This window comes from Amycolatopsis sp. Hca4 (genome assembly GCF_013364075.1).
Classification (GTDB): Bacteria; Actinomycetota; Actinomycetes; order Mycobacteriales; family Pseudonocardiaceae; genus Amycolatopsis.
Window position 1 is genome coordinate 5404337 of sequence record NZ_CP054925.1, and the last position, 23483, is coordinate 5427819.

The window sequence follows — 23483 nt, forward strand, 5'->3', positions numbered from 1 at the left end:
GCGCGGCCGGCGGGACGCGCGCTCGGGGAGGAACCTACCCTCCGCCGTGGCGCGCCCCGCCGCCGTGCCTAGTCGGGGTTGATCCACGAGACCTGGATGAGCTGCTTGCCGCTCTTGCGGGTGAGCAGGTTGCCCCGGCCCGGCGGCATCGCGGACGGCTTGATGTTGCCGACCAGGGCGCCTTCGTCGCGGGAGCCGTTCATCACCATGCCCGGCGCGGCGATTTCCTTGAGCTTGCCGATGACCGGGTCGTACATCGCCTTGGACGCGCCACCGGTGCGCCGCACGACCACCAGGTGCAGGCCGACGTCCTTGGCCTGGGGCAGGAAGTCGGAGATCTTCCGCAGCGGGTTGTTGGTCGAGGTGGCCACCAGGTCGTAGTCGTCGACCAGGATGAACAGCTCCGGGCCCTTCCACCACGAGCGGGTCTTCAGCTGCTCCTGCGTGACGTCCGGACCCGGCAGGCGCCGGGTCATCGAGTTGAAGACGTCGCCGACCATGCTGTCCAGCTGCGCGGCCGACACCGCGTACCCCAGCAGCGAGTCGCCCTGGATGAACCCGAGCATCGTGCGCCGGTAGTCGACCAGCAGGATCAGCGCTTCCTTGGCCGAGTAGCGCTCCGAGATGCCCCGGGCGATCTGCCGCAGCAGGTTCGTCTTCCCCGATTCGCCGTCGGCGAAGGCGTAGAAGTGCGGCTCGGCGTTGAAGTCGAGGTAGATCGGCTGCAGGTCCTCCTCGTTGACCCCGATCGGGATCAGCTTCGAATCCCGCGCGGAGTCGAGCTTGAGCACCTCTTCGTAGGTGATCAGCTCCGGCAGCAGCCGCACCTGCGGCGCCGGGCGCCCGCGCCAGGCACCCTTGATCTTCGCCACCGCGTCCGCCACGCCGGCCGCGACCGTCTCCGGGTCGCTGGAGCCGTCGATCCGCGGGAGCCCGCCGAGCATGTGCAGCTTCTCCCGGGTCAGGCCGCGGCCCGGCCGCCCGGCCGGGACGTTCACCGCCACCCGCCGGTCGATGTCGGACTCGGTCGGGTCACCCAGGCGCAGCTCGAACCGGGTGCCCAGCATGTCCTTGATCGCCGGGCGGATGTCGGCCCACCGGTTCGCCGCGATGATCACGTGCACGCCGTAGGACAGACCCTGCGTGGCCAGCCGGGTGATCGTGGTCTCGAGCTCTTCGAAGTCGTCCCGCAGCGCCCGCCAGTTGTCCACCACCAGGAACGCGTCCCCGAACGGGTCCTGCTCCGGGCGGATCTCCCCGCGGCGCTTGCGGTTGCGGAACTCGGTCATCGAGTCGATGCCCATCGCCCCGAACCGGCCTTCCCGCTCGGTGAGCAGGGTGGTCAGCTCGGCCACGATCCGCCGCGCCTTGTCCGGCTCGCGCCGGGCCACCGCCACGCCACCGACGTGCGGCAGGTCCGCCAGACCGGCCAGGGTGCCACCACCGAGGTCGAGGCAGTAGAACTGCGCCTCCTCCGGGGTGTGGGTCAGCGCCATCGACATGATCAGCGTGCGCAGCATGGTCGACTTGCCGGTCTGCGGGCCGCCGACGATCACGCCGTGCCCGGACGCGCCGGAGAAGTCCGCCCACAGCGGGTCGCGGCGCTGCTCGTACGGCCGGTCGATGATGCCCAGCGGCACCTGCAGCCGCCCGTTGCCGAAGTAGCCCACCGGGGACAGGCCGCGGTCGTCGGTCGGGTTCAGGTTCGGCAGCAGCGTGTCGAGGGAGTTCGGGTCCTTCAGCGGCGGCAGCCACACCTCGTGCGCCGGCGGGCCCTGCCCGACCAGGCGCGAGACGATGACGTCCAGCTCGCTGGGCTCGACCGCCTCCTCCGACTGCCGCTGCTCTTGCACCGGCGCCTCGATCAGCTGCGGCTCCGGCTCCTTCGGCAGCTCCACGAAGTCCGGGACGAACAGCTGCGGCCGCTTGTCCGCGCGGACCACGGTCGCCGCCGGACCGGCCGCCTTCAACCCGGCCGGCCGGTACGGACCGGAGACGTAGGACGCCTTGAACCGCACCAGCGTCGAGGTGTCGAACTTCAGGTACCCGCCACCGGGGACCGACGGCAGCTCGAACGCGTCCGGCACGCCGATCGCGGCGCGCGACTCCGCCGCCGAGAACGTCTTGAGGCCGATCCGGTACGACAGGTGCGAGTCGAGACCGCGCAGCTTGCCTTCTTCGAGGCGCTGCGAAGCCAGCAGCATGTGCATCTGCAGCGACCGGCCCAGCCGGCCGATCGCGACGAACAGGTCGATGAAGTCCGGCTTCGCGCTCAGCAGCTCGGAGAACTCGTCGCAGACGATGAACAGGGCGGGCAGCGGGTCGAGGTCCGCGCCGTTTTCCCGCGCTTTCTCGTACTCCCAGACGTTCTTGAAGTTGCCGCCGTTCTTCAGCGCTTCCTGCCGCCGGTTCATCTCCCCGGCCAGCGCGTCCTTCATGCGGTCGACCAGGGTGACCTCGTCCGCGAGGTTGGTGATGACCGCGGAGACGTGCGGGGCCTTGTCCAGGCCGAGGAACGTCGCACCACCCTTGAAGTCGACGAGGACGAAGTTGAGCGTCGACGAGGAGTGCGTCGCCAGCAGGCCCAGCACCAGCGTGCGGAGGAACTCCGACTTGCCGGAACCGGTCGCGCCGATGCACAGCCCGTGCGGGCCCATGCCTTCCGCGGCGGCTTCCTTGATGTCCAGCTCCACCGGCTGGCCGTACTCGCCGACGCCGAACGGGACGCGGTAGCGGTCACGGATCGGCCGCGGCCGCCACGCCTGCTGCACGTCGAACGTCATCGGGTCACCCGGGATACCGAGCAGCTCCAGCAGCGACGGGTTGGACAGCAGCGGCTCTTCGTCGCCGACGTCCTGGCCCGCGGCACCGCCGACCCGGTACGGCGAGATCAGCCGCGCCAGCGACTCGGTCTCGACCAGGCTCAGCGTGTCCGGGCGGCCGAACCACTCGACGCCGCCGGCACTGCGCGCACCCAGCCTGTCGGCCTCGACGACCAGCCGGAGGCCGCGGCGGGCGGCGAGGTTGCCGAGGGAGTCGGACAGGTCGACCAGCGTGACGCCGACCAGACCCTCCTCCAGCACGATCTGCTCTTCGCGGGTGACCTCGGCGTCGTCGATGATGATCACGACGTGCGGCTGGTCCGGCGCCGGGGTGGCGTTGCGGGAGAACCGCTGGCGGTCACGCAGTTCTTCGTCGAGCCAGTCCTCGATCTGGGCGAGCGAACCGGCCATCATGCGGAGCTGGCCGATGCCGTCGGACAGCGTGGGGTGCTGCACGTGCGGCAGCCACTTCGCCCACTCCCACTCCTCCTTCGCCCGGCCCGCGGTGGCGACCGCGATCAGCACGTCGTCGGGGCTGTGGAAGGTGACCAGCTGCGCGAGCACCGCGCGGGTGAGGCCGCGGGTCAGCGCGCGGTCGCCCTGCATGCTGACCGCGGCGAAGCCGCGGAGGGTGATCTGGGTCGGCAGGTCCGGCACGATCGAGTGCGCGCGCACGAACCGGCGCAGCGCGAGGGTGGCGATCGGCTCCAGCTCGTCGACGGGCCCGGTCTGGGGCGGGACCAGCCGCGTGGCGAGGCGGTGCGAGCTGCGCCCGACGCGCAGGTGCAGGAAGTCCTGGTCGTTCTGGCGGCGCTCCCACATCCGGCGGCTCGCGGCCAGCGACCACAGCGACTGCGGGTCCGGGTGCACCCATTCCAGCGCGGCGCGCTGGTCGACCATCGCCTCGCGGGCGCGGTCGCGCATCTGGCCCAGGTAACGCAGGTAGTCCTTGCGGTCCTCGTCCATCTCGGCGCGCTTGGCACCGCCGCCCTTGCCGCCACCACCGGCCATCATCCCGAGCGTCCCGACGACCATCATGCCGCCCATGGCCATCATCATCGGGTTCCGGTTGGAGGCCTGGAACATGAAGACCATCATCCCGAGCGACGCGACGATCATGACGACCGGAAGCGCCTTCATGACGATGTTGCCGGGGATGACGCGCGGCACCTCGGGCGGCGGCTCGAGGTGCACCTCGCCGCCGGGTGGGCGCGGTGCCGCCAGCCGCGGCGACTTCTTGAACTGCAGCGTGCTCATCGAAGGACCCCTCATTCAACACTCGACGATGGCGGCCACCGCGCAAGGTGTGCGCACCCAACCTATCGAACGCCCCGCGGGAATTCCGCCGGATGCCGGAACCGCCCGGGAACGCTGCCCGATCGTCGTCAGGCGAGTGTACGGCCCGGCACCGGCAGTAATGTCGGTCTCGGCGCCGCGACCTGTGGTGGCCGGTGAATTTCGGACGTTCGATGATGCCCGCGCCGGGGTTCGGTATAAGTTCCCCGGGAGCAGCATCGACCGAGCGGGGGCAGTGCAGTGGCTACGGGCACGACAGTATTCAGCAGGGTGACGGTCGTCGCGCCGTCCACCCGGATCGACGTCGCGCTGCCCGCCGACGTCGCGGTGGCCGATCTGCTGCCGATGCTGCTGGACATGGCCAAGGAGACCTCGCCCGACGGCGGGGCCCGGCACGGCGGCTGGGCGCTGGCCAAGCTCGGCGACGCCCCGCTCGACCCGAGCCGCACGCTGGCCTCGCTCGGCGTCGTCGACGGTGAGCTGCTCCAGCTGCGCAAGCGCAACGAAAACCCGCCGCCACCGCTGTACGACGACGTCGTCGACGCCATCGCCGAATCGTCCCCGGACAGCTTCCGGCCGTGGACGAAGGAAACGGCCAACCGCTTCGGGCACGTCGCCGGCGGCCTGGCCCTCTTCGCCGCCGCCGTCGCGCTGTTCATGAGCGGTTCCTTCTACGGCGGCAGCGCGCTGGGCGCGGCCATCGCCGGCGGCATCGGCGCCATCGCCTGCGTGGCCGTCGGCGCCACGCTCGCCAAGGGCTACCAGGCCGAAGCGACCGGCGTGCTGATCGCCGCGGCGGGCGGGCTGCCGCTGGCCTTCGTCAGCGGCTTCTACATCGTGCCCGGGCTGTCGCTGCGGGCGAACCTGCTGCTCGGCGCGGTACTGGTGATGATCGTCGCCTCGGTCTGCATCATGGTGATCGGCGCCGGCATCACGACGTTCATCGCCGCGGCCACCGCGGGCACCTTCGGCGCCTTGGCCTTCCTGTTCGGCACGCTCGTCGCGCACCCGGCCGCCGGTATCGCGGCCGGCACCGTCGCGGTCGCCCTCGCCTGCATCTCGATCCTGCCGCGCGCCACCATCTGGCTCGCGAAGCTGCCGCTCCCGCACGTCCCGAGCAACGCCGAGGAGCTGAAGGAAGACTCCGGCTTCCCCGACTACCGGGCGATCGAGCGCCGCACGGCGATCGCGCACAACTACATGACCGGCCTGATGGTCGGCTGCGGTGCCACGGTGGCGGTCTCGGCGGTCATCGCCGCCAGCGCGCCCGGCGCGTTCGGGATCATCCTCGGCGTCGTCGCGACGCTCGTCCTGCTGCTGCGCGCCCGCGCGTACGCCAACGGCAGCCAGGCGATCGCCCTGCTCACCACGGGCCTGGTCTCGGCCACCGGGATCGCCGTCGGCTGGCTGCTCACCGCGAGCCCGCAGAACCGCCTGCTCTACGTCTTCGGCCTGCTGATCCTGCTCGCCGCGGGCGCGCTCGTGGTCGGCGTGATCTTCCCGAACCAGCGGTTCTCGCCGCCGCTGCGGCGCACGGTGGAGATCATCGAAGCGATCTGCATCGCCTCCGTGCTGCCCCTCGCCCTCGGTGTGATGGACCTCTACACCACCCTGCGGCACCTGAACTTCAAGTGACCGGGCCGGGTGAATCCAGGATGTCAGCAGGACACCGTTTCGGCGCGGCCCGGCGGACCACGACGGCCCTGATCGCCGGCACCCTCGGCGTCCTCGCCCCGCTCGGCGCCCTGCCCGCACAGGCCCAGACCGCGCCGGCCGACGGCTACTTCGGGACCCCGCCCCCGGTCGACGACAGCAAGCTGATCCCGGACGAGCGCAAGCCGGACAAGGCCTACAAGCTGTCGAAGGGCTGCGTCCAGCGCAGCACCCTCGGACAGAACATCGTGCTCAAGAACCGGCCGTGGGGCCAGGACTACCTGCAGATCTCGAAGGCGCACGAGATCGTCAAGGCGGCCACGGGCGGCATCGGTGCCGGGATCAAGGTGGCCGTGATCGACACCGGCGTCACCCGGCACCCGTGGTTCCAGGACCGGCTGAAGTCCGGTGGCGAGTACGTCGCGAACCCGTCGAAGGGCCAGCCGCCGGGGCTCGAGGACTGCGACGGCCACGGCACCGAGGTCGCCGGCATCATCGCGGCGAAGCCGGACAACCCGGAGGTCGGGTTCATCGGCGTCGCGCCGGACGCGACCATCGTGTCCTACCGCCAGCTGAGCGAGAACTACGAGCCCGACACCCAGAACTCGTCGGCGGGCGGCACCAGCGGCACGCCGTCTTCGAGCACCAACCCGCCCACCGGGTCGTCGTCCCCGCCGCCGAGCAGCGGCGGTGGCGGCAGCAGCGAGGGCGACGGGACGTCGCCCGGCCAGTCCAACGGCGGCCGCCAGCTCGAGAAGGCCGGGACGGCGGGCACGCTGAAGACCCTCGCCGAGATCATCCGCGGCATCGCCGACCGCAACGAGGCCGACGTCATCAACATGTCGGTCGACAACTGCCGGACGGCCGACGGTTCGATCACCACCGGCGAGCAGCAGGTCCAGGCGGCGGTCCACTACGCGGCGTCGAAGAACATCGTGATCGTCGCGGCGGCGGGGAACGTCACCGACACCTGCCCGCAGAACGACCAGCCGGACGCCAGGAAGCCCAAGACGATCGTGACGCCGCCGTGGTTCGCGGACGACGTGCTGTCGGTGGGCGCGATCGAGGAGCAGGCCGGCAGCGTGGCCCCGTTCAGCGTGCACGGCCCGTGGGTCGGCGTGGCGGCACCGGGCACGAAGATCACCTCGCTCGACCCGGCCGAGGGTTCCGACGGCCTGGCGAACCTGACCTTCGAAAGCGGCGACAAGGCCAGTGAGATCCAGGGCACGAGCTTCGCGGCGCCGTACGTCGCGGGCCTGGCCGCGCTGGTGAAGGCGAAGTTCCCGCAGCTGAGCGGGCCGGCCATCGTCAACCGGATCAAGGAGACGGCCCAGCACCCCGCCGCACCCGGCGGCCGCGACAACTTCGTCGGCTACGGCGTCATCGACCCGGTGGCGGCGCTGACCCAGAGCCTGCCGTCGGAGGCGGGGCAGCAGGCCCCGATGCCGTCCCCGCAGCTGGCCCAGCTCCCCCCGGCGAACGACCGCAGCCCGACCCCGGTGATCGTGGCACTGGCCGGCACCGGCGGCGGCGTGGTCGCGCTGCTGATCACGCTGTTCGTGATGCACACGATCCGCCGCAACCGCCCGGAACCGACCAGCACCACCCGCCGCTGACCCGCGGCCGCCCGTGATCGGGCGGGCCTCACGCGTGCTTGCAGAGGCATCACGCGTGATCAGAGGGGCATCACGTGTGTTTGCAGGGGCATCACGCCGATGCCCCGCCAATCACGAGTGATGCCCCTCCAGTCACGTGTGATGCCTTGCTGATCACGTGTGATGCCTCTTGCGTCACTTGGCTGGTGGCTTCTTCGGCTGGGGGTTTTCGTCTTCGCCGATCACCGGCGGGGCGACCAGGCCGGGCTCGCCCAGCAGTTCCGACGGCTTCGTCGTCGGGCGGGTCTTCGACTGGCGACGGCCACCGCCGCCGCCTCCGCCGAACGCGCCGAAGCCCATCATCGGCATCATCGGCATGCCCGACGTGTTGTGGCCGGCGGAGCCGTCGGGGTCCGGCGCCGGCTGCGGGGCGGGCGCGTCGGCGGCGTCCGGGGCTCCGGCGCCCGTGTGCCGCCCCTCCGCCGGGCCGTCGGCCGACGACGGTGTCATCACCTCGTCGGCCGACGAGGAGGCCGTAGCCTGCTCGCCCGCTTCGTTCAGCGCGTCGTCGTGCAGCTTGAAGCGTTCCGGCGGGTACCGGTGGCGGATCTCGATGGTGCGGGACTTCGTGTCGGGGTCGTCCACGCCGTTGCACAGCCGGTCGAACGCCTCCATGACGTCCCGTGCCGTCTCGTGCAGTGCCTTCGCCGAGTCCTGCGTCTCCTGCAGCTGGGCCCGCGCCCGCTTGGCCCCGCCGCTGGGCAGCAGCATCGTCTCCGACGTCAGCTCCGCCGCGTCCACCAGCACCTCGACCAGGTCGACGACGACGTGGCGGAGGGTCGTCACCATCTCGTCCAGCGCGCCGGCCAGTGTTTCGAGCGCTTCGCGGAGGTCACCGCCCGCCGCGCCGATCTCGCGGATGTACGTGACGAACGAGTCCGCGTCACGCCCCTCCCAGCCCGCGTCGAGCCGGCCGAGCTGGTCGTCCAGGCGCGCCGAAACCTCGCCCGCGACCGACGCCGCGGCCCGCAGGCGATCCGCTTCCGCGCCGAGGTCGGCCCAGCGGCCGACCAGCGGGCGGAAGTACGTCTCCACCGGGTCGAGCACGCCCAGCTCGTGCGCCAGGTCCGAGAGGTACGCCAGGTACGGCTCGGCCGCCGCCGTGATGTCCTCGCCCGCGGGCACCGGCACCGCGGCCGCGGGGTGGGTTCCGGCCGTCATCCGTCGAGCCTCCCGGCCCGCTTGATCAGCTCCGCGGCTTCCTCGTCCTGGCCGCCGTGGCGGACCGTGACCTGCCGCAGCGCTTCCGCGGCCGAGCGCAGCGCCTCGGCGCCGTCGGCCAGCTGCCGCCGCAGGGCCCCGGCCGCGCGGCCGTACGACTCGCCGAGGCCGATCTGCGCGCCCAGCGTCCCGTAGGACTCCGCGGTGACGTCCCCACCGACCTCGGCCGCCGCCGCGTCCAGGTCGTCCGCGGCGGCCTCGGCCGTCTCGGCGTACCGGGCGACGACCACGCCGTCCATCTTCAAGCCGGCCACGGCACCTCCGCTCGCGAGAAAAGCCTTCGAGCGTGGGACGCCCGCCGGGGGCCGCCGGTTCCGCTCAGTTCCCCGGCTGCCTGCTCGGGGTCGGGTAGCTGCCGGCGTTCGGGTCGATCGGCACCGAGTCGAACTGCCGCAGCACGTCCTGGGTGTTCAGCGACGCCCCGGTCGGCAGCAGCCCGATGATCGACTCCGGCGCGGGCTGCCGGTTGTTCAAGCCGATCGCGTCCGCGGTCTGGGCGTCCGGGACGCTGTAGCGGATGCCCCGGTCGGAGATCAGCTGGATCGCGCCCTTGCCGAAGCTGGCCTTGCCGGTGGCGGACTGGACGACCGCGGCGAACCCCGGCTTGAGGTAGAAGCCGTTGAGCGGCACGCGGTTCGGGCCCGGCGTGGTCACCGTCATCGGCGCGAACTTGTCGCCGGTGCTCTTCTGGCCGGGCAGCTGCGTGTCGACGTACACCGAGGTGTGGCCGTCCTGGTCGGGCCCGGACCCGGTCAGCGACCAGCCGAGGCACGCGACCGACGAGTTCTTCGTCGCGTCGAGGATCGTCGGCACCGAGCGCGGGAAGTCGTCGACCGGGATGTAGTCCGGATCGGTGGGCTGCAGGGTCTTCACGCCGGCGAGCTTGTCCGGGCCCAGCGTCTGGATGCTGCTGGAGCTGCCGTTCTTCGCGACGCGGATGATGTCGGCGACGGCGTTGGAGACCCGCTGGATGCCGGTCGGGGTGATCGCCCAGTAGTTCAGCTCGCGCTGGCCGGCCTGCTGGGTGGCGAAGACGTCACCGGAGGTCAGGCCGTCGAAGTCCGCCGGGGCCTGTCCGTTCGGGATCTTCGGCGGCGTCAGCTTGGCGACCTCGGGGATGGCGTTGAGCAGGCCCGGCGTGATCTTCCGCGGCGACGGCGGCAGCTGCAGCGCGGTGCGGACGGCGTCGTTCGGGTTGTCGACGTCGATTTCGGCGCGCACGGTGTTCGCGTTCGGCCGGTTCCGGGAGCTCGGCAGCCGGTAGACGAGGTAGGTCTTCCCGTTGTCGGCCTTCGCCAGCAGCGCCTCGTTCTCACCCAGCTCGGCGCCGAGGCTGCTCGGCGCGACGCCGCCGAAAACGTAGGTGTTGGTCCGGCCCGTGTCGGGGTTCGGCAGCGAGGTGTCCAGCTGAACCTGGTCGCAGACGGCCCAGTTGGGGGAAATCCGCTGGGAATCCGTCGGGATCAGCTGCGGACCATCCGGAATTCCGGTCAGTTTGTCGCGCGGAATGTCCTTCAGCTGCTCGTCGGAAACGACGGTGGGATTCTTCACAGCCGCCGGACTCGCCGCGGCGGCGGCTGCGGGCGCGGCCGGCGCGCCGCCGGCGCCCGGGCCGGACTGCTTCTGCTGGGCCAGCAGCAGGAGCCGGGCCGACGCAAGGTTGAACGTGGGGATCAGCTTCGTCGGGTTGCCCGCAGCCACGACGTAAACCGTGCCGGACTGCTCGCCGATCACGATGTTCCCGGCCGCCGGCACCGAAGGTGCCGGGCTGAGCAGGCCCCAGACGACGAAGACGATCATGCCGAGCGCGCCCAGCACCACCCCGACGATCGTGGCCCGCGTGTGGGTGCGCATCGGGTCGTGCAGCATCACGGCGTCCCGCCGGACCAGCGCCGACTGCATCCGCCGTAGGACGAACTGATACGCCTGGACCTGAGACTTAGTCGTGGGTGTTGATGGCATTCTCGACCTACAGCTCTCCCCGTCGCGGTACGGTTCCGCAGGATAGCCGTACGGGGACCGTCTGGTGTGGGGTTTCTACCAACTCAAGCTAGTGTCGGGCACCCCGGGACCCGGCTTCCGGGTACGCAGCAAGCACGAGGGGAAGAGAAAGCGCGGATGTCCGTCACCACTCCTCCACGTCCGCCTGGCCCGCCCGGGCCCCCGCCGCCCGGTGGCCGTCCGCCGGGCCCGCCGCCGCGGCCGGGCAGACCCGGTGGTCCCGGCGGCCCGGGTGGTGTTCCCGGCGGACCCGGTGGCGTGCCCGGTGGACCCGGTGGCGGCCCTGGCGGCCCCGGAATGCCCCCGCGCGGTCCCGGTGGTCCCGGTCCGGTTCCCGGTGGCCCCGGCGGACGTCCGGGCGGCCCTGGTGGACCTGGGGGCCCGGGTGGTCCCGGTGGTCCTGGCGGTGGTGGTCCCGGCGGTGGTGGTCCCGGCGGTCCTGGGGGCCCCGGTGGCCCGGGCGGTCCCGGTGGCGGCCCCGGTGGCTCGCAGGGACCCGACGACAGCGGTCCCGCCACTCCCCCGTCCGGCCCGGCCCGGGTGGCCCCGCCGGCGCGGCGCCGCTCCGCCGGCGTCACCCTCGGCCCGCTGCCCGTGGCCAACCTCGTCGTGCTCGAGGTCGGCCTCGCGATCGGCCTGGTGCTGCTCGCCATCGACATGAAGCTGAAGTGGGTCGGCGTCGGCATCGTCGGCTTCGCCCTGATCGTCGCACTGCTGCGCCGCCGCGGCCGCTGGTTCACCCAGTGGATCGGGCTGACGCTGCGCTACTCCTTCCGCGCCCACGACCGGGTCGCGAACCCGCTGCCGCCGAGCACCGTCGAGGAGCTGGCCGCCGAGGAGACCACGGTCACCGGCCCCGACGACGCCCGCGTGAACCTGCTCCGCATCGCCGTGCCGGACCTCGTCGTGGCGCACGGCGTCGACCACGAACGCCAGCAGGTCGGGCTCGCCTGGAACGACGGCACCTGGACCGCGGTGCTGCTCGTCGAGCCGGCCCCGGCGCTGATCACCCAGGCCGACGGCGCGCCGAGCCTGCCGCTGTCGGCGCTGGCGCCCTGCCTCGAAGACCGCGGGGTGGTCCTCGACTCGATCCAGATGATCTGGCACTGCTACCCGGGCAGCGCGGCGCTGCCGTCGGACTCGCCGGCGCTCAGCTCCTACATGGAGGTGCTCGGCCCGCTGCCCGCGGCGGCCCGGCGCACGACGTGGGTGGCGATCCGGCTCGACCCGCGGCGGTGCCCGGCGGCGATCCGCGAGCGCGGCGGCGGTGTCGTCGGCGCCCACCGCGCGCTGATCGGTGCGCTGTCGCGGGTGCGCAACGCGCTGGAGTCCCAGGGTGTGCCGACGCGGCCGCTCGACCCGGACGAGCTGCTGCGGGCGAGCATCTCCGCGGCGGAGCTGACCGCCGTCGCCGGGTCCGCGACCAAGGTGACGTTGCAGGAGCGCTGGTCCGGCGTGACCGCGGCCGGGATCGGGCACGCGAGCTACGCCATCACCGGCTGGCCGAAGGGCAAGGTCACCAGCAGCCTCAACGCGCTGACCAGCGTCCGCGCGCTGTCGGCGACGCTGGCGATGGCGATCTCCCCGGCGTCCGACGAGGGCAAGATCGGGCTGCGCGGAGTGGTCCGGGTGAGCGCACGGAACCCGCGTGAGCTCGACGCCGCCGACCAGCGGCTGCAGAGCCTGTCCGAGCGGCTCGGCGTGGACCTGACGCCGCTGCGCGGGCTGCAGGTGTCCGCGTTCGCCGCGACGTTGCCGATCGGAGGCACAGCATGAGTTCCCGGGTCCGTGATGCCGGGCAGAACAGTGGCGTGGCACCGGAGTTCACGGTCGACCCGGCGCTGCTCGACGCCATCAGCCCCTCGGGCGACCGCGGCGGCATCGTGCTCGGCTCGGGTCTCAAGGGCGAGCCGCTGACCATCTCCGCGCTGCGCTCGACCCCGACCCGGATCGTGCTCGTCGGCGGGTTGTACCTGGCCCGCCAGGTGGCCATGCGCGCGATGGCGGTCGGCGCGTGGGTGGTGGTCGCGACCGGGCGCCCGACCGAGTGGCAGGTGCTCTCCCGGGCGGCGGGCAGCCGCGACGGGCGGCCATCGCCGCTGGTGCAGATCCGCCGGCTGTCGCCGGTCGAGCTGCCGCGGCCGTCGGAGGACGCGCCGCTGCTGGTGGTCACCGACGGCGGCCCCACCCCGCAGGACCTGTTCCCGCCCCGCTCGCCGTGGCAGACGACGGTGTACGTGCTCCCGTACCTGCACCCGCAGGCGGGCGCGACGGCCAACGCGGCGGACCTGGTGCTGATGCAGCGCCTCCCCGCGGGCCAGGCCGAGCTGGCGGCCCGCATCTGGCGGCTGCCGCCCCAGATGATGCGCCAGCTCACGACGTTGCAGGACGACCAGGTGGTGGCCTTGGGCCGCAACCTGTGGCGGCCGCTGCGGCTGGTGACGACGGGCAAGGAGCAGCAGCTCCTGGGCCCGGTGCGCCGCGGCGACTGAGTTCCGCCGGACACGCGGAAGCGGGTGGTTCCCCTCGGGGAGCCACCCGCTTTCGTTTATCAGGTCAGCAACGCATTCCGGCCGACGCCTTCCCGGCGGCCGGCAGCCGCTGTTCCAGCGCGGCAAGCGCGTCGCTGCGGCCGACGGCATCGACCGGGTCGACGTTGGCGAGTGCCCGGTCGACCATCGCTTGCGTCAGCCGCACCCCCTCGCGAACCTGCAGGGACTTCTCGTTGAGCAACATCGCGCTCGATCCTTCCCGGGAGCGGGTCTCCCTCGTCCCTTCGGAGGGCTTGACCGGGCTTCGACAGGCTGCCGGTCCTGAGCTGTGGTCAGGGAGCGGTGCGGACGTTCCGCGTCTGCTCGGCGCGCGCGGCCAGCTCGTCGTCCGGCGGGTAGTCGACGCCCAGCAGCGTCAGGCCGTGGGCCGGGGCCACCGCGCTGTCGCGGATGCCGCTCTCCAGGACCTTCGACGGCCAGGCGTCCGTGCGGCGGCCGTCGCCGACCAGCAGCAGCACGCCGACCAGGCTGCGGACCATCGAGTGGCAGAACGCGTCCGCCGAGACGCGGACCTCCAGCAGGTGCTCGTCGACCCGCGCCCACTCCAGGCGCTGCAGCTCGCGGATCGTCGTGCCCGTGTCGCGCTGCTTGCAGTACGCCGCGAAGTCGTGCAGGCCGAGCAGCTCGGCCGCGGCCGCGTTCATCGCGTCCGTCGAAAGTGGACGGTTCCAGGCCAGGGTGTCGTGGCGGCGCAACGGGTCCACGCCCCACGGCGCGTCGGAGACCCGGTAGCGGTAGTGACGGCGGATCGCCGAGAAGCGGGCGTCGAAGCCCTCGGGCGCGATCCGGGCGCCCAGCACCCGGACGTCACCGGGCAGGAGGCGGTTCCAGCGGCCCACCATGCGCGCCAGGTCCGGGATGCCCTCCGGCGACACCGGGATCCGCCCCGACGGCTCGGCGAGGGGCAGCACGTCGACGTGGACCACCTGACCGGTCGCGTGTACGCCGGCGTCCGTGCGGCCCGCCACGACGACGGACTTCGGGACCGCAGCTCCCGGTGGCTGCTTCCGCAGCGCCTCCTCCAGGAGCCCCTGGACCGTGCGGCGGCCCGGCTGGCGAGCCCAGCCCGAGAAGTCCGTGCCGTCGTAGGAGACGTCCAGGCGCAGACGAACGAGCCCGCCCTCCCCGTGGGGAGTGGCGGGCTCGTCCGGTGTCGAATCGGCCGTCAGGACGTCAGTCCTTCTTGGCGTCCGCGTCCGCGTCGTCCGAAGCCGGGGCCTCGGTCTCGGCGGTGGTGTCCTCGGCCTTGGCCTCCTCGGCGGCGGGCGCCTCGGTGGTCTCCTCGGTCGAGGTCTCCTCGGCAGCAGCCGGAGCGGCGGCCTTCTCGTCCTTGGCGAACTTCGTCTTGCGAGCGCGCTCGGCTTCCGAAGTCACCGTCTTCTCGGCCACCAGCTCGATGACGGCCATGGCGGCGTTGTCGCCCTTGCGCGGCATCGTCTTGGTGATCCGGGTGTAGCCACCGGCGCGCTCCGCGAAGTGCGGACCGATCTCGGCGAACAGCTTGTGCACGACGTCCTTGTCACGGACGACCTTCTGCACCTGACGACGGTTGTGCAGGTCGCCCCGCTTCGCCTTCGTGATCAGCTTCTCGGCCAGCGGGCGGACCCGGCGGGCCTTCGCCTCGGTGGTCGTGATCTTGCCGTGCTCGAACAGCTGCGTGGCCAAGTTGGCCAGGATCAGCCGCTCGTGCGCGGACGACCCGCCGAGCCGGGCTCCCTTGGTAGGGGTGGGCATTGGTTCTCCTAGTTCAGCTCACAGCGTCCAGGCACACGGCCTCAGAGCTGCTCGGTCTCTGCGTAGTCCTGGCCATCGTCGTGGCCGTCCGAAATCCCGTCGGCGATGCTGCCGACACCCTCCGACCAGCCTTCACCGTCGTAGCTCGCGGCCGCGGCGGTCGGGTCGAACCCGGGCGGGCTGTCCTTCAGCGCGAGGCCGAGACCGACGAGCTTCAGCTTGACCTCGTCGATCGACTTCGCGCCGAAGTTGCGGATGTCGAGCAGGTCCGCCTCGCTGCGCGAGACGAGCTCGCCCACCGTGTGGATGCCTTCGCGCTTGAGGCAGTTGTACGACCGGACGGTGAGGTCCAGGTCCTCGATCGGCATCGCGTAGGCGGCGATGGTGTCCGCCTCCTGCGGCGACGGGCCGATCTCGATGCCCTCGGCGTCGACGTTCAGCTCGCGGGCGAGACCGAACAGCTCCACCAGCGTCTTGCCGGCCGACGCGACCGCGTCGCGCGGCGTGATCGACGGCTTGGTCTCGACGTCCAGGATCAGCTTGTCGAAGTCGGTGCGCTGCTCGACACGGGTGGCCTCGACCTTGTAGGTCACCTTGAGCACCGGCGAGTAGATCGAGTCGACCGGGATCCGGCCGATCTCCGCGCCCGCCTGCTTGTTCTGCAGGGCCGGAACGTAACCGCGGCCGCGCTCGACGACGAGCTCGATCTCGAGCTTGCCCTTGCCGTTCAGCGACGCGATGTGCAGGTCCGGGTTGTGCACGGTGACACCCGCCGGCGGCACGATGTCGGCCGCCGTGACCTCACCGGGGCCCTGCTTGCGCAGGTACATGGTGACCGGCTCGTCCTCTTCCGAGGACACCACGAGCTCCTTGAGGTTCAGGATGATGTCGGTGACGTCTTCCTTCACCCCGGGAACGGTGGTGAACTCGTGCAGCACGCCGTCGATGCGGATGCTCGTCACGGCCGCGCCCGGGATGGACGACAGCAGCGTGCGACGCAGCGAGTTGCCGAGCGTGTAGCCGAAGCCGGGCTCCAGCGGTTCGATGGTGAACCGGGAGCGGGTCTCGTTGACCGTCTCTTCGCCGAGAGCCGGCCGCTGGGAAATCAGCATTTCTTCCTAGTTCCTTTCCAGACGACGCCCGCCATATGACGTCGAAGGGATGGCGCGGCGGCGGCGCACCTGTTGCGCCGCCGCCCTGCGTCCGACGAAGCCGGACTACTTCGAGTAGAGCTCGACGATCAGCTGTTCCTGAACCGGAACGTCGATCTGCGCACGCTCCGGGAGCTGGTGGACCAGCACGCGGAGGTTGGACTGGACGACCTGCAGCCACGCCGGGACGGGGCGCTCGCCGAAGGACTCCTTCGCCGCCACGAACGGCAGCATGCCCATGGACTTCGGCCGCACGTCGATGATGTCCCACTTGGTGACCTGGAACGACGGGACGTTCACCTTCTGGCCGTTGACCAGGAAGTGGCCGTGGCTCACCAGCTGCCGCGCCTGGCGGCGGGTGCGGGCGATGCCGGCGCGGTAGATCACGTTGTCCAGGCGGGACTCGAGGATCTGCAGCAGGTTCTCACCGGTCTTGCCCGGACGCCGGACGGCTTCCTTGTAGTACCGGACGAACTGGCGCTCGAGAACGCCGTAGGTGTAGCGAGCCTTCTGCTTCTCCTGCGACTGCAGGAGGTACTCGGACTCCTTGATGCGCCCGCGGCCGTGCTGGCCCGGCGGGTAGGGGCGACGCTCGAAAGCCTGGTCGCCGCCGATGAGGTCAACCTTGAGGCGACGCGAGATACGCGTCGCGGGGCCGGTGTAACGAGCCATTTCTTCTTACTCCTCCCCGTTCCTCAGACCCGGCGCCGCTTGGGCGGGCGGCAGCCGTTGTGAGGCTGCGGGGTCACGTCCTGGATGGTGCCGACCTCGAGGCCGGCCGCCTGCAGCGAGCGGATCGCCGTCTCGCGGCCCGAACCCGGGCCCTTCACGAAGACGTCGACCTTCTTCATGCCGTGCTCGGCGGCCTTGCGGGCAGCGTTCTCGGCGGCCATCTGCGCGGCGAACGGAGTGGACTTGCGGGAGCCCTTGAAGCCCACGTGACCACTCGACGCCCACGCGATCACGGCACCGGTCGGGTCCGTGATCGAGACGATGGTGTTGTTGAAGGTGCTCTTGATGTGCGCGTGACCGTGCGCGACATTCTTCTTTTCCTTGCGGCGGACCTTCTTGGCCCCGGCCGCAGTACGAGACTTCGGTGGCATGTTCTGAGGGTTCTCCTGTTAGCGCGCGTTCTCTTGGTGAGCGGCGACCGCTTCGGCCTGGCCGCGCCGGATGATCGAACCGGCGTCGGTGTACAGGTTGCGGAGCGCCATCGGGCGGGCGTAGAGCGCCTTGGGCGAGACACAAGCCGAGCCGCGGCGGTGCACGCCACCCATCTGCACGACCTTCTTGCCCTGGACGCTCACTTCTTGCCAGCCTTCTTCTTGCCGGCGACCGTCTTCTTCGGACCCTTGCGGGTACGGGCGTTCGTCTTGGTGCGCTGACCGCGGACGGGCAGTCCGCGACGCCAGCGAAGACCCTCGTAGCACCCGATCTCGATCTTCCGACGGATGTCGGCGTTCACCTCGCGGCGAAGGTCACCCTCGACCTTGAAGTTCTCTTCGATGTACGTACGCAGCTTGGCGAGGTCGTCATCGCTGAGGTCTTTGACGCGGGTGTCCGCGTTGATCTCGGCAGCCGCGATGAGCTGCTTCGAGCGGGTACGGCCGATGCCGTAGATGTAGGTAAGCGCGATCTCCACCCGCTTTTCGCGGGGAAGGTCTACGCCAGCGAGTCGTGCCATTGGCGCTGATGCTCCTTCATAGGTTTCTTCTTCAGGTCTGCTCCCCGTCCGGTTCCGGGACCGACTCGCCTGTCGTGCCCTCGGCTTGCGCCTCGGGTGTCCCAGCCCCGGCCTGAAGTCCGGGGGTGAACCGGTTCACTCACGTGAGCCGGCAGGTGCGGGGAGGTTGTGTAGCCGTCAATCCACTCTGCTCGAGTGCTTGGCGATCGGATCAGCCCTGCCGCTGCTTGTGCCGCAGGTTCTCGCAGATCACCATGATCCGGCCGTGACGGCGGATCACCTTGCACTTGTCGCAGATCTTCTTGACGCTCGGCTGGACCTTCACGTCTTCTGCTCTCCTGTTAGCCGCTCTTCGTGATCACTTGTAGCGGTAGACGATGCGACCACGAGAGAGGTCGTAGGGCGAAAGCTCCACGACAACCCTGTCCTCGGGCAGGATGCGGATGTAGTGCTGCCGCATCTTGCCGCTGATGTGAGCCAGGACCTTGTGGCCGTTCTCCAACTCGACGCGGAACATCGCGTTGGGGAGCGGCTCGACTACGCGGCCTTCGACCTCGATGGCCCCGTCTTTCTTCGCCATGTCCTCCGCATTTCCCTGTCGTCATCGTCTGTCGCCACACCTGATCGACTCGAGCACTAGTGCTGGGTCGGGTGTTGCGTGGCACACTGGTGCCCGGCTCCCAAGACCGTGAATTCACGAGCGCGCAGGATCCGGGCGCGATAAGTGCGCCGACTTGACAGTGTACGCATGTCGTGTCGCGACCCCCAAACCGGGGGTGACCATGCTAAAGGGCTGTGCAGGTGGACGTGATGGCGATCACCGCTTGTGGGTGAATGCGCAGGTCAGGAATCCTCAGGCGCGGTCAGCACCCAGGGGCCGTCTTCCGTGATGGCGACGGTGTGCTCCCAGTGGGCCGCGCGGGAGCCGTCGGCCGTGACGACCGTCCAGCCGTCGTCCAGCTCGCGGGTCTCCCCGCCGCCGCCGGTCAGCATCGGCTCGATGGCCAGTGCCATGCCCGGCTTCAGCCGCGGGCCCTTGCCCGGCTTGCCGACGTTCGGCAGGAACGGGTCCATGTGCATCTGGCGACCGATGCCGTGCCCGCCGTACTCGACGATCATCCCGTACTCGACGCCGTCGTCCCGGCCCGCACGCTCGGCGGCGGATTGGACGGCGTAGGAGATGTCGGTCAACCGGCCGCCGGCGCTGACCGCCTCGATGCCGGCCCACATCGCCGCCTCGGTCGCCGCGGACAGCGCCAGGTCGGCGTCGGACACCTGGCCGATGGCCAGCGTGACGGCGGAGTCGCCGTGCCAGCCGTCGAGGATGGCGCCGCAGTCGACGGAGATGATGTCGCCGTCGGCCAGCACCTGCGTCTTCGCCGGGATGCCGTGGACGATCTGCTCGTTCACCGACGCGCAGATCGACGCCGGGAAGCCGTGGTAGCCCTTGAACGACGGCACCGCGCCGGCGTCCCGGATCGTCTGCTCGGCCAGCTCGTCGAGCTCGGCGGTGCTGACGCCCGGCTTCGCCGCGGCGCGGACGGCCGCGAGCGTGCGGGCGACGACCAGGCCGGCCGCCCGCATCGCCTGCAGCTCGTCCGGGGTCTTGACTTCGATCATGCGCCCACGGCGGAGCACTTGCAGAACACGCAATCCTCCGAGGTTCACGTGCGGTCGCGCAGTGCTTCCAGCACCCGGCCCGAGATCTCCTCGACACTGCCGACGCCGTCGACGGTCACCAGGATGTCGGCGTAGTACTCCAGCAGCGGCGCGGTGTCCGACACGTAGATCTGCTGACGGCGGCGGATGACCTCTTCGGTGTCGTCCGCGCGGCCGCGCGACATGAGCCGCCCGACGACGACGTCCTCCGGCACCTGCAGCTGGATCACCGCGTCGAGCGAGACGTCCGCGTCACCGAGGATCTCGCCGAGGACCTCGGCCTGCTTGGTGTTGCGGGGGAAGCCGTCGAGCAGGAAGCCGACCTTGGCGTCCGGCTCGGCGAGCCGCTCGCGGACCATTTCGTTGGTCACCGAGTCGGGCACGAGCTCGCCCGAGTCCAGGTAGCGCTTCGCCTCCTGGCCGAGCGGGGTCTCCTGGCCGACGTGCGCGCGGAAGAGGTCACCGGTCGAGATGTGCGGGATGCGCAGCTGCTCGGACAGGGCCACCGCCTGCGTGCCCTTGCCCGCACCGGGCGGGCCGACGAGAACCAGGCGCGTCACTTCAAGAACCCTTCGTAGTTGCGCTGCATCAGCTGGCTTTCGATCTGCTTCACGGTGTCGAGGCCGACACCGACCATGATCAGCACAGCCGTGCCACCGAACGGGAAGTTCTGGTTGTTCCCGCTACCGGTCACCGACAGGAAGAAGTTCGGGAGGATCGCGATGATGCCCAGGTACAGCGAGCCCGGCAGGGTGATCCGGCCGAGCACGAAGCTCAGGTACTCCGCGGTCGGGCGGCCGGGGCGGATGCCCGGGATGAAGCCACCGAACTTCTTCATCTCCTCCGCACGCTCGTCCACGTTGAACGTGATCGTGATGTAGAAGTACGTGAAGAAGATGATCAGCGCGAAGTACAGCGCGATGTGCACCCAGCTGGACTGGTTCACGATGTAGTTCTTGATGAACACCTGCCAGCCGGAGTTGGCGTTCTGGTCGCCGACGAGGCGGCTGATCAGGTCCGGCAGGTACAGCAGGGACGACGCGAAGATGACCGGGATGACACCGGCCTGGTTGACCTTGATCGGCAGGTAGGTCGACGTGCCGCCGTACATCCGGCGGCCGATCATGCGCTTGGCGTACTGCACCGGGATCCGGCGCTGCCCCTGCTCGACGAAGATGACGCTGGCGATGATCACCAGGCCGAAGACGCAGACGATCGCCAGGCCGACGCCACCGGCGTTGCTGAGGATGTTGCCGCCCTCGACCGGGATGCGCGCCGCGATGTTCAGGAAGATCAGGACGGACATGCCGTTGCCGACGCCGCGCTCGGTGATCAGCTCGCCCAGCCACATCATGACGGCGGTGCCCGCGGTCATGGTGATGACGATGATCGCCAGCGAGTAGACGCTGTTGTCCGGGATGATCGGCTGGTCGCAGTCCGGGAAGAGTTGCTTGCGGTCCGCGAGCGCGACCACACCGGTGGCCTGCAGGATCGCCAGCGCGATCGTCAGGTACCGGGTGTACTGGGTCAGCTTGCCCTGGCCGGACTGCCCTTCCTTCTTCAGCTCCTCGAACCGCGGGATGACCACGGTGAGCAGCTGGATGATGATGCTCGCCGTGATGTACGGCATGATGCCGGTCGAGAAGAGCGACAGCTGCAGCAGCGCACCACCGCTGAACAGGTTCAGCAGCTGGTAGACGCCCTCCTGCTGCGCCTGGGAGCTGCAGGCCTGTACGGCACCGTACGAGATGCCGGGCGCCGGAATGGTCGCACCGATTCGGTAAACCGCGACGATGGCTAGCGTGAACAGGATCTTCTTGCGTAGATCCGGCGTCGCGAGAGCCGAGCGGAAGGCGCTGAGCACGCGGGGGACCTCCTCGGCGTCGTCGGCTGTCCTAACCGACGATCGGCTTGGCCGGCACGAGGCCGGCGGGAACACACAGCACTACTGGCACGCAAGCCAGGAACGCTTCGGGGCACACTCGTCCCGAAGCGTGTCGCCGACTCTAACAGCTTCACAGGGCGTGTCCGCAGTCCGTGTGCGTTTTCCGTACCAAGGTTGCTCCGGCGGGTTGATCCACATCGCCGTCTTGGCCGTATTCCTTGACAGATGTGGATCAAGCGGTGGACGCGGCGAGCACGCCGGCCAGGCCGACGAGGACCACGCCGGTCCCCCGGTCGACGTTGCGGCGGGCCCTCTGCGTGAGCCGGATCGTCTTGACCGCGGCACCGGCCCCGACGTAGACCGAACCGGCCAGGAACTCGGCCAGCAGGTAGACCGCGCCGAGCAGCGCGATCTGCGTCGGAAATGCGCCCTGACCTGCGTCGATGAACTGCGGGACGAAAGCGGTGAAGATCAGGATGGCCTTCGGGTTGGTGATCGCGACGCCGAACTCCTTCCGGGCGACGCGCCACGCCGTCATCGGGGTCTTCGGCAGCTCTTTCGGGGTGTTTTCGCCCCGGAAGGTGGACCGGAGGAGGCGGAGGCCGAGGTAGAGCAGGTAGGCGGCGCCGGCCCACTTGATGATCGTCAGCGCGGTCTCCGAGGCGGCCAGCAGCTGCCCCAGTCCGGCCGCGACGGCGGCGATCAGCAGGGTGAACGCGGCCAGCCGGCCGCCCAGCCCGGCGAGGCCGTGGCGAACACCGTGCGTCATGCCGTGGTGGAGGCCGAGCAGGTTGTTCGCCCCTGGCGTAAGGGCGACGAGCACGGAGGCGCCGAAGAAGACCCACACGTGTTCACCGTAGCGGGGGTTCGCCGGGTTGCTCGGGTTCTTCGGGTGGCAGGACGGTGATGGCGACGCCGGAGGGCGGGGTCGGGGTGTCGGCGTAGGCGACGGCCGGATCGGCCCAGCCGGGGTGTTCCAGCCGGTCCCGCAGCGGCAGGTGGGCGAGCACGGCCGCGGCGGCGGCCAGCACGGCGGCCAGGGCCAGCAGCCACATGCCGGGTCCGGTGACCACTTCGAGGGCGGCCTCCTCACCGGCGATGGCGGTGAGCTCGAACCGGTCCATCGCGACGGTGGTGGCGACCCCGGCGGTGAAGACGGCGCCGGCCGAGAGCAGCCACCGGGTGAGGCCCCGGTCCGGCCGCGAGGAGGCCGCGAACGCCGCGACGGCGAGCAGCCCGATGGCGAGGATGACGGGAATGCCCACGGGCGGACCGGGCCGATCGGTGGCTTGCTGGCCGGCGACCTCGATGCGGTTGCCCCAGGCGGTCTCGACGATCGTCAGGCCGCCGGTCGGGAAGTCCTGGCGGAGGTCGAGGTGCTGGATGAGGAGGAAGAGGGGGAGGAAACAGGCCCCGACGGCCATCAGCGCGGCAACGGCGGCGAGCAGCGGCGGGAGGATGCGGAGTGGACCGCCTGTTTCCGGGGCCGGGGGTGGCTCAGGGGCGGTTGCCTGGGCGGGTTGGGGGGTGGCGGGGGTGCCGGGGAGTTCGGCGACCGGGAAGGGCAGCGGGTGGGGCGGGGCGGCCGGCTCCGGTGGGAAGAGGGGCGCGCCGGGTGCGGCCCCCTGGGGAAAGAGCGGCCCGGCGGTCGGCGCAGCGGTATCCGGCGGGAAGAGCGGCGAACCAGCCGGAGGAGAAGCCTCCGACGGAAACGCCAGCGGATCGGCCGCGAAACCCGGCCCGGCTCCCGCGGACGAGAGCGGCGGCGCGGCGGCATCCGCCGGGAAGAGCGGCGGAGCGGCCTCCGCCGGGAACGCCAGCGGATCCGAAGCAGGCGGCGAGGCGGCCTCCCGTGGAGAGCCCGTCGGCGCGCCTGCGCCCGGTTCCGGGCCCGCCGGACGCGGGGCTTCCACCGGGAAGCTCAGCGGCGACGCGACGCCGTCAGGCTGGGCTGCGGGCTCCTGCGACGGTCTGTCCACCTCTCTGATCTTCCGTCCGGATTCCCCGCTCGGCAAGGAACCCGGGGAAGAGTTCCGGAAACGCCGAAGGCCCGCCTGGCGGGAGCCAGACGGGCCTTCGAACGAGCAACCTCGGTGAGGCTTATTCAGCCGTCGGCCGCCGCATGACACCCGAGCTGACCTGCGGTCTGCGCGGGGGGCACGGCGGCCTG

At 70.7% G+C, this 23483-nt stretch carries 23 protein-coding genes; 4 read left to right on the forward strand and 19 right to left on the reverse strand.

Translation table 11 applies throughout. From position 1 onward, the window contains the following. Nucleotides 1-68: 68 nt before the first annotated feature. Nucleotides 69-4079: a type VII secretion protein EccCa gene (eccCa, locus tag HUT10_RS23760; protein ID WP_176173255.1), complete on the reverse strand. Its 4011-nt coding sequence runs from the start codon at nucleotides 4077-4079 to the stop codon at nucleotides 69-71. Nucleotides 4080-4388: 309 nt separating this feature from the next. Here eccCa and eccD point away from each other — a divergent pair, with 309 nt between their 5' ends. Continuing rightward, a complete protein-coding gene (gene eccD, locus HUT10_RS23765) occupies nucleotides 4389-5753 on the forward strand; it encodes a type VII secretion integral membrane protein EccD (RefSeq protein ID WP_176173256.1) in 1365 nt (454 codons plus the stop codon). A 20-nt stretch (nucleotides 5754-5773) separates the two neighbouring features. After that, the gene (locus tag HUT10_RS23770; RefSeq protein WP_176173257.1) at nucleotides 5774-7387 is read left to right on the forward strand and encodes a S8 family serine peptidase; all 1614 of its coding nucleotides are present in this window, start codon (nucleotides 5774-5776) and stop codon (nucleotides 7385-7387) included. 174 nt (nucleotides 7388-7561) lie between these two features. On the opposite strand, the gene HUT10_RS23775 is transcribed toward HUT10_RS23770, so the two are convergent. The 3 genes from HUT10_RS23775 to eccB form a co-directional block, all read right to left on the reverse strand. Next, the gene (locus HUT10_RS23775) at nucleotides 7562-8587 is read right to left on the reverse strand and encodes a WXG100 family type VII secretion target (RefSeq protein ID WP_176173258.1); all 1026 of its coding nucleotides are present in this window, start codon (nucleotides 8585-8587) and stop codon (nucleotides 7562-7564) included. After that, nucleotides 8584-8901: a hypothetical protein gene (locus tag HUT10_RS23780; RefSeq protein ID WP_254897003.1), complete on the reverse strand. Its 318-nt coding sequence runs from the start codon at nucleotides 8899-8901 to the stop codon at nucleotides 8584-8586. Before HUT10_RS23780 ends, HUT10_RS23775 begins: the two co-directional genes overlap by 4 nt. 64 nt (nucleotides 8902-8965) lie before the next feature. Then, the gene (eccB, locus tag HUT10_RS23785; RefSeq protein WP_176173259.1) at nucleotides 8966-10609 is read right to left on the reverse strand and encodes a type VII secretion protein EccB; all 1644 of its coding nucleotides are present in this window, start codon (nucleotides 10607-10609) and stop codon (nucleotides 8966-8968) included. Nucleotides 10610-11242: 633 nt separating this feature from the next. Here eccB and eccE point away from each other — a divergent pair. Then, nucleotides 11243-12424 carry a type VII secretion protein EccE gene (gene eccE, locus HUT10_RS23790; protein ID WP_176173260.1) on the forward strand — a complete coding sequence of 394 codons (1182 nt, stop codon included), beginning with the start codon at nucleotides 11243-11245 and terminating at the stop codon, nucleotides 12422-12424. Next, nucleotides 12421-13140, forward strand: a complete 720-nt coding sequence (locus HUT10_RS23795; protein ID WP_091304676.1) for a hypothetical protein — start codon at nucleotides 12421-12423, stop codon at nucleotides 13138-13140. Before eccE ends, HUT10_RS23795 begins: the two co-directional genes overlap by 4 nt. A 64-nt stretch (nucleotides 13141-13204) precedes the next feature. Here the strand turns inward: HUT10_RS23795 and HUT10_RS23800 are convergent, their stop codons facing one another. From HUT10_RS23800 to HUT10_RS23870, 15 genes are all read right to left on the reverse strand, one after another. Beyond that, nucleotides 13205-13384 carry a hypothetical protein gene (locus tag HUT10_RS23800; RefSeq protein WP_176173261.1) on the reverse strand — a complete coding sequence of 60 codons (180 nt, stop codon included), beginning with the start codon at nucleotides 13382-13384 and terminating at the stop codon, nucleotides 13205-13207. Between the two features lie 88 nt (nucleotides 13385-13472). Next, nucleotides 13473-14300: a tRNA pseudouridine(38-40) synthase TruA gene (gene truA, locus HUT10_RS23805; RefSeq protein ID WP_254897486.1), complete on the reverse strand. Its 828-nt coding sequence runs from the start codon at nucleotides 14298-14300 to the stop codon at nucleotides 13473-13475. 73 nt (nucleotides 14301-14373) lie between these two features. Then, nucleotides 14374-14934, reverse strand: coding sequence for a 50S ribosomal protein L17 (gene rplQ / locus HUT10_RS23810; protein ID WP_176173262.1), 561 nt, complete (start codon nucleotides 14932-14934; stop codon nucleotides 14374-14376). A gap of 41 nt (nucleotides 14935-14975) precedes the next feature. Further along, the gene (locus HUT10_RS23815) at nucleotides 14976-16046 is read right to left on the reverse strand and encodes a DNA-directed RNA polymerase subunit alpha (protein WP_091304679.1); all 1071 of its coding nucleotides are present in this window, start codon (nucleotides 16044-16046) and stop codon (nucleotides 14976-14978) included. 105 nt (nucleotides 16047-16151) lie between these two features. Continuing rightward, complete coding sequence (gene rpsD / locus HUT10_RS23820) at nucleotides 16152-16757, reverse strand: 30S ribosomal protein S4 (RefSeq protein WP_176173263.1); 606 nt, start codon at nucleotides 16755-16757, stop codon at nucleotides 16152-16154. A 23-nt stretch (nucleotides 16758-16780) separates the two neighbouring features. Beyond that, nucleotides 16781-17188 carry a 30S ribosomal protein S11 gene (rpsK, locus tag HUT10_RS23825; protein ID WP_004558885.1) on the reverse strand — a complete coding sequence of 136 codons (408 nt, stop codon included), beginning with the start codon at nucleotides 17186-17188 and terminating at the stop codon, nucleotides 16781-16783. A gap of 18 nt (nucleotides 17189-17206) precedes the next feature. Further along, nucleotides 17207-17392 (reverse strand): hypothetical protein, encoded by a 186-nt coding sequence (locus tag HUT10_RS23830; protein ID WP_004558884.1) that lies wholly within the window; start codon nucleotides 17390-17392, stop codon nucleotides 17207-17209. Next, nucleotides 17389-17769 carry a 30S ribosomal protein S13 gene (gene rpsM / locus HUT10_RS23835; RefSeq protein ID WP_176173264.1) on the reverse strand — a complete coding sequence of 127 codons (381 nt, stop codon included), beginning with the start codon at nucleotides 17767-17769 and terminating at the stop codon, nucleotides 17389-17391. The genes HUT10_RS23830 and rpsM overlap by 4 nt, the downstream gene beginning before the upstream one ends. Nucleotides 17770-17980: 211 nt before the next feature. Further along, the gene (gene rpmJ / locus HUT10_RS23840) at nucleotides 17981-18094 is read right to left on the reverse strand and encodes a 50S ribosomal protein L36 (protein ID WP_004558882.1); all 114 of its coding nucleotides are present in this window, start codon (nucleotides 18092-18094) and stop codon (nucleotides 17981-17983) included. Nucleotides 18095-18127: 33 nt separating this feature from the next. Continuing rightward, on the reverse strand, nucleotides 18128-18349 hold the full coding sequence (infA, locus tag HUT10_RS23845) for a translation initiation factor IF-1 (RefSeq protein WP_004558881.1): 222 nt from the start codon (nucleotides 18347-18349) through the stop codon (nucleotides 18128-18130). A gap of 263 nt (nucleotides 18350-18612) precedes the next feature. Beyond that, entirely contained in the window at nucleotides 18613-19389 is a 777-nt protein-coding gene (map, locus tag HUT10_RS23850; RefSeq protein ID WP_176173265.1) for a type I methionyl aminopeptidase, read from the reverse strand. A gap of 44 nt (nucleotides 19390-19433) precedes the next feature. Then, nucleotides 19434-19988 carry an adenylate kinase gene (locus HUT10_RS23855; protein ID WP_176173266.1) on the reverse strand — a complete coding sequence of 185 codons (555 nt, stop codon included), beginning with the start codon at nucleotides 19986-19988 and terminating at the stop codon, nucleotides 19434-19436. Then, on the reverse strand, nucleotides 19985-21292 hold the full coding sequence (secY, locus tag HUT10_RS23860) for a preprotein translocase subunit SecY (RefSeq protein WP_176173267.1): 1308 nt from the start codon (nucleotides 21290-21292) through the stop codon (nucleotides 19985-19987). The genes HUT10_RS23855 and secY overlap by 4 nt, the downstream gene beginning before the upstream one ends. A gap of 253 nt (nucleotides 21293-21545) precedes the next feature. After that, nucleotides 21546-22160, reverse strand: a complete 615-nt coding sequence (locus HUT10_RS23865; RefSeq protein WP_176173268.1) for a LysE family translocator — start codon at nucleotides 22158-22160, stop codon at nucleotides 21546-21548. 4 nt (nucleotides 22161-22164) lie between these two features. Further along, entirely contained in the window at nucleotides 22165-22737 is a 573-nt protein-coding gene (locus HUT10_RS23870; RefSeq protein ID WP_176173269.1) for a hypothetical protein, read from the reverse strand. Nucleotides 22738-23483 lie beyond the last annotated feature (746 nt).

What these genes read in the sequence shown, in the direction of transcription:
- HUT10_RS23800 (WP_176173261.1), bottom strand. Translation starts at nt 13,384, where the DNA reads ATGTTGCTCAACGAGAAGTCCCTGCAGGTTCGCGAGGGGGTGCGGCTG.
- map (WP_176173265.1), bottom strand. Translation starts at nt 19,389, where the DNA reads ATGATCGAAGTCAAGACCCCGGACGAGCTGCAGGCGATGCGGGCGGCC.
- rpsD (WP_176173263.1), bottom strand. Translation starts at nt 16,757, where the DNA reads ATGGCTCGTTACACCGGCCCCGCGACGCGTATCTCGCGTCGCCTCAAG.
- rpsK (WP_004558885.1), bottom strand. Translation starts at nt 17,188, where the DNA reads ATGCCACCGAAGTCTCGTACTGCGGCCGGGGCCAAGAAGGTCCGCCGC.
- HUT10_RS23815 (WP_091304679.1), bottom strand. Translation starts at nt 16,046, where the DNA reads ATGCTGATTTCCCAGCGGCCGGCTCTCGGCGAAGAGACGGTCAACGAG.
- rplQ (WP_176173262.1), bottom strand. Translation starts at nt 14,934, where the DNA reads ATGCCCACCCCTACCAAGGGAGCCCGGCTCGGCGGGTCGTCCGCGCAC.
- HUT10_RS23775 (WP_176173258.1), bottom strand. Translation starts at nt 8,587, where the DNA reads ATGACGGCCGGAACCCACCCCGCGGCCGCGGTGCCGGTGCCCGCGGGC.
- rpsM (WP_176173264.1), bottom strand. Translation starts at nt 17,769, where the DNA reads ATGGCACGACTCGCTGGCGTAGACCTTCCCCGCGAAAAGCGGGTGGAG.
- HUT10_RS23795 (WP_091304676.1), top strand. Translation starts at nt 12,421, where the DNA reads ATGAGTTCCCGGGTCCGTGATGCCGGGCAGAACAGTGGCGTGGCACCG.
- eccCa (WP_176173255.1), bottom strand. Translation starts at nt 4,079, where the DNA reads ATGAGCACGCTGCAGTTCAAGAAGTCGCCGCGGCTGGCGGCACCGCGC.
- HUT10_RS23870 (WP_176173269.1), bottom strand. Translation starts at nt 22,737, where the DNA reads ATGGCCGTCGGGGCCTGTTTCCTCCCCCTCTTCCTCCTCATCCAGCAC.
- infA (WP_004558881.1), bottom strand. Translation starts at nt 18,349, where the DNA reads ATGGCGAAGAAAGACGGGGCCATCGAGGTCGAAGGCCGCGTAGTCGAG.
- eccB (WP_176173259.1), bottom strand. Translation starts at nt 10,609, where the DNA reads ATGCCATCAACACCCACGACTAAGTCTCAGGTCCAGGCGTATCAGTTC.
- HUT10_RS23770 (WP_176173257.1), top strand. Translation starts at nt 5,774, where the DNA reads ATGTCAGCAGGACACCGTTTCGGCGCGGCCCGGCGGACCACGACGGCC.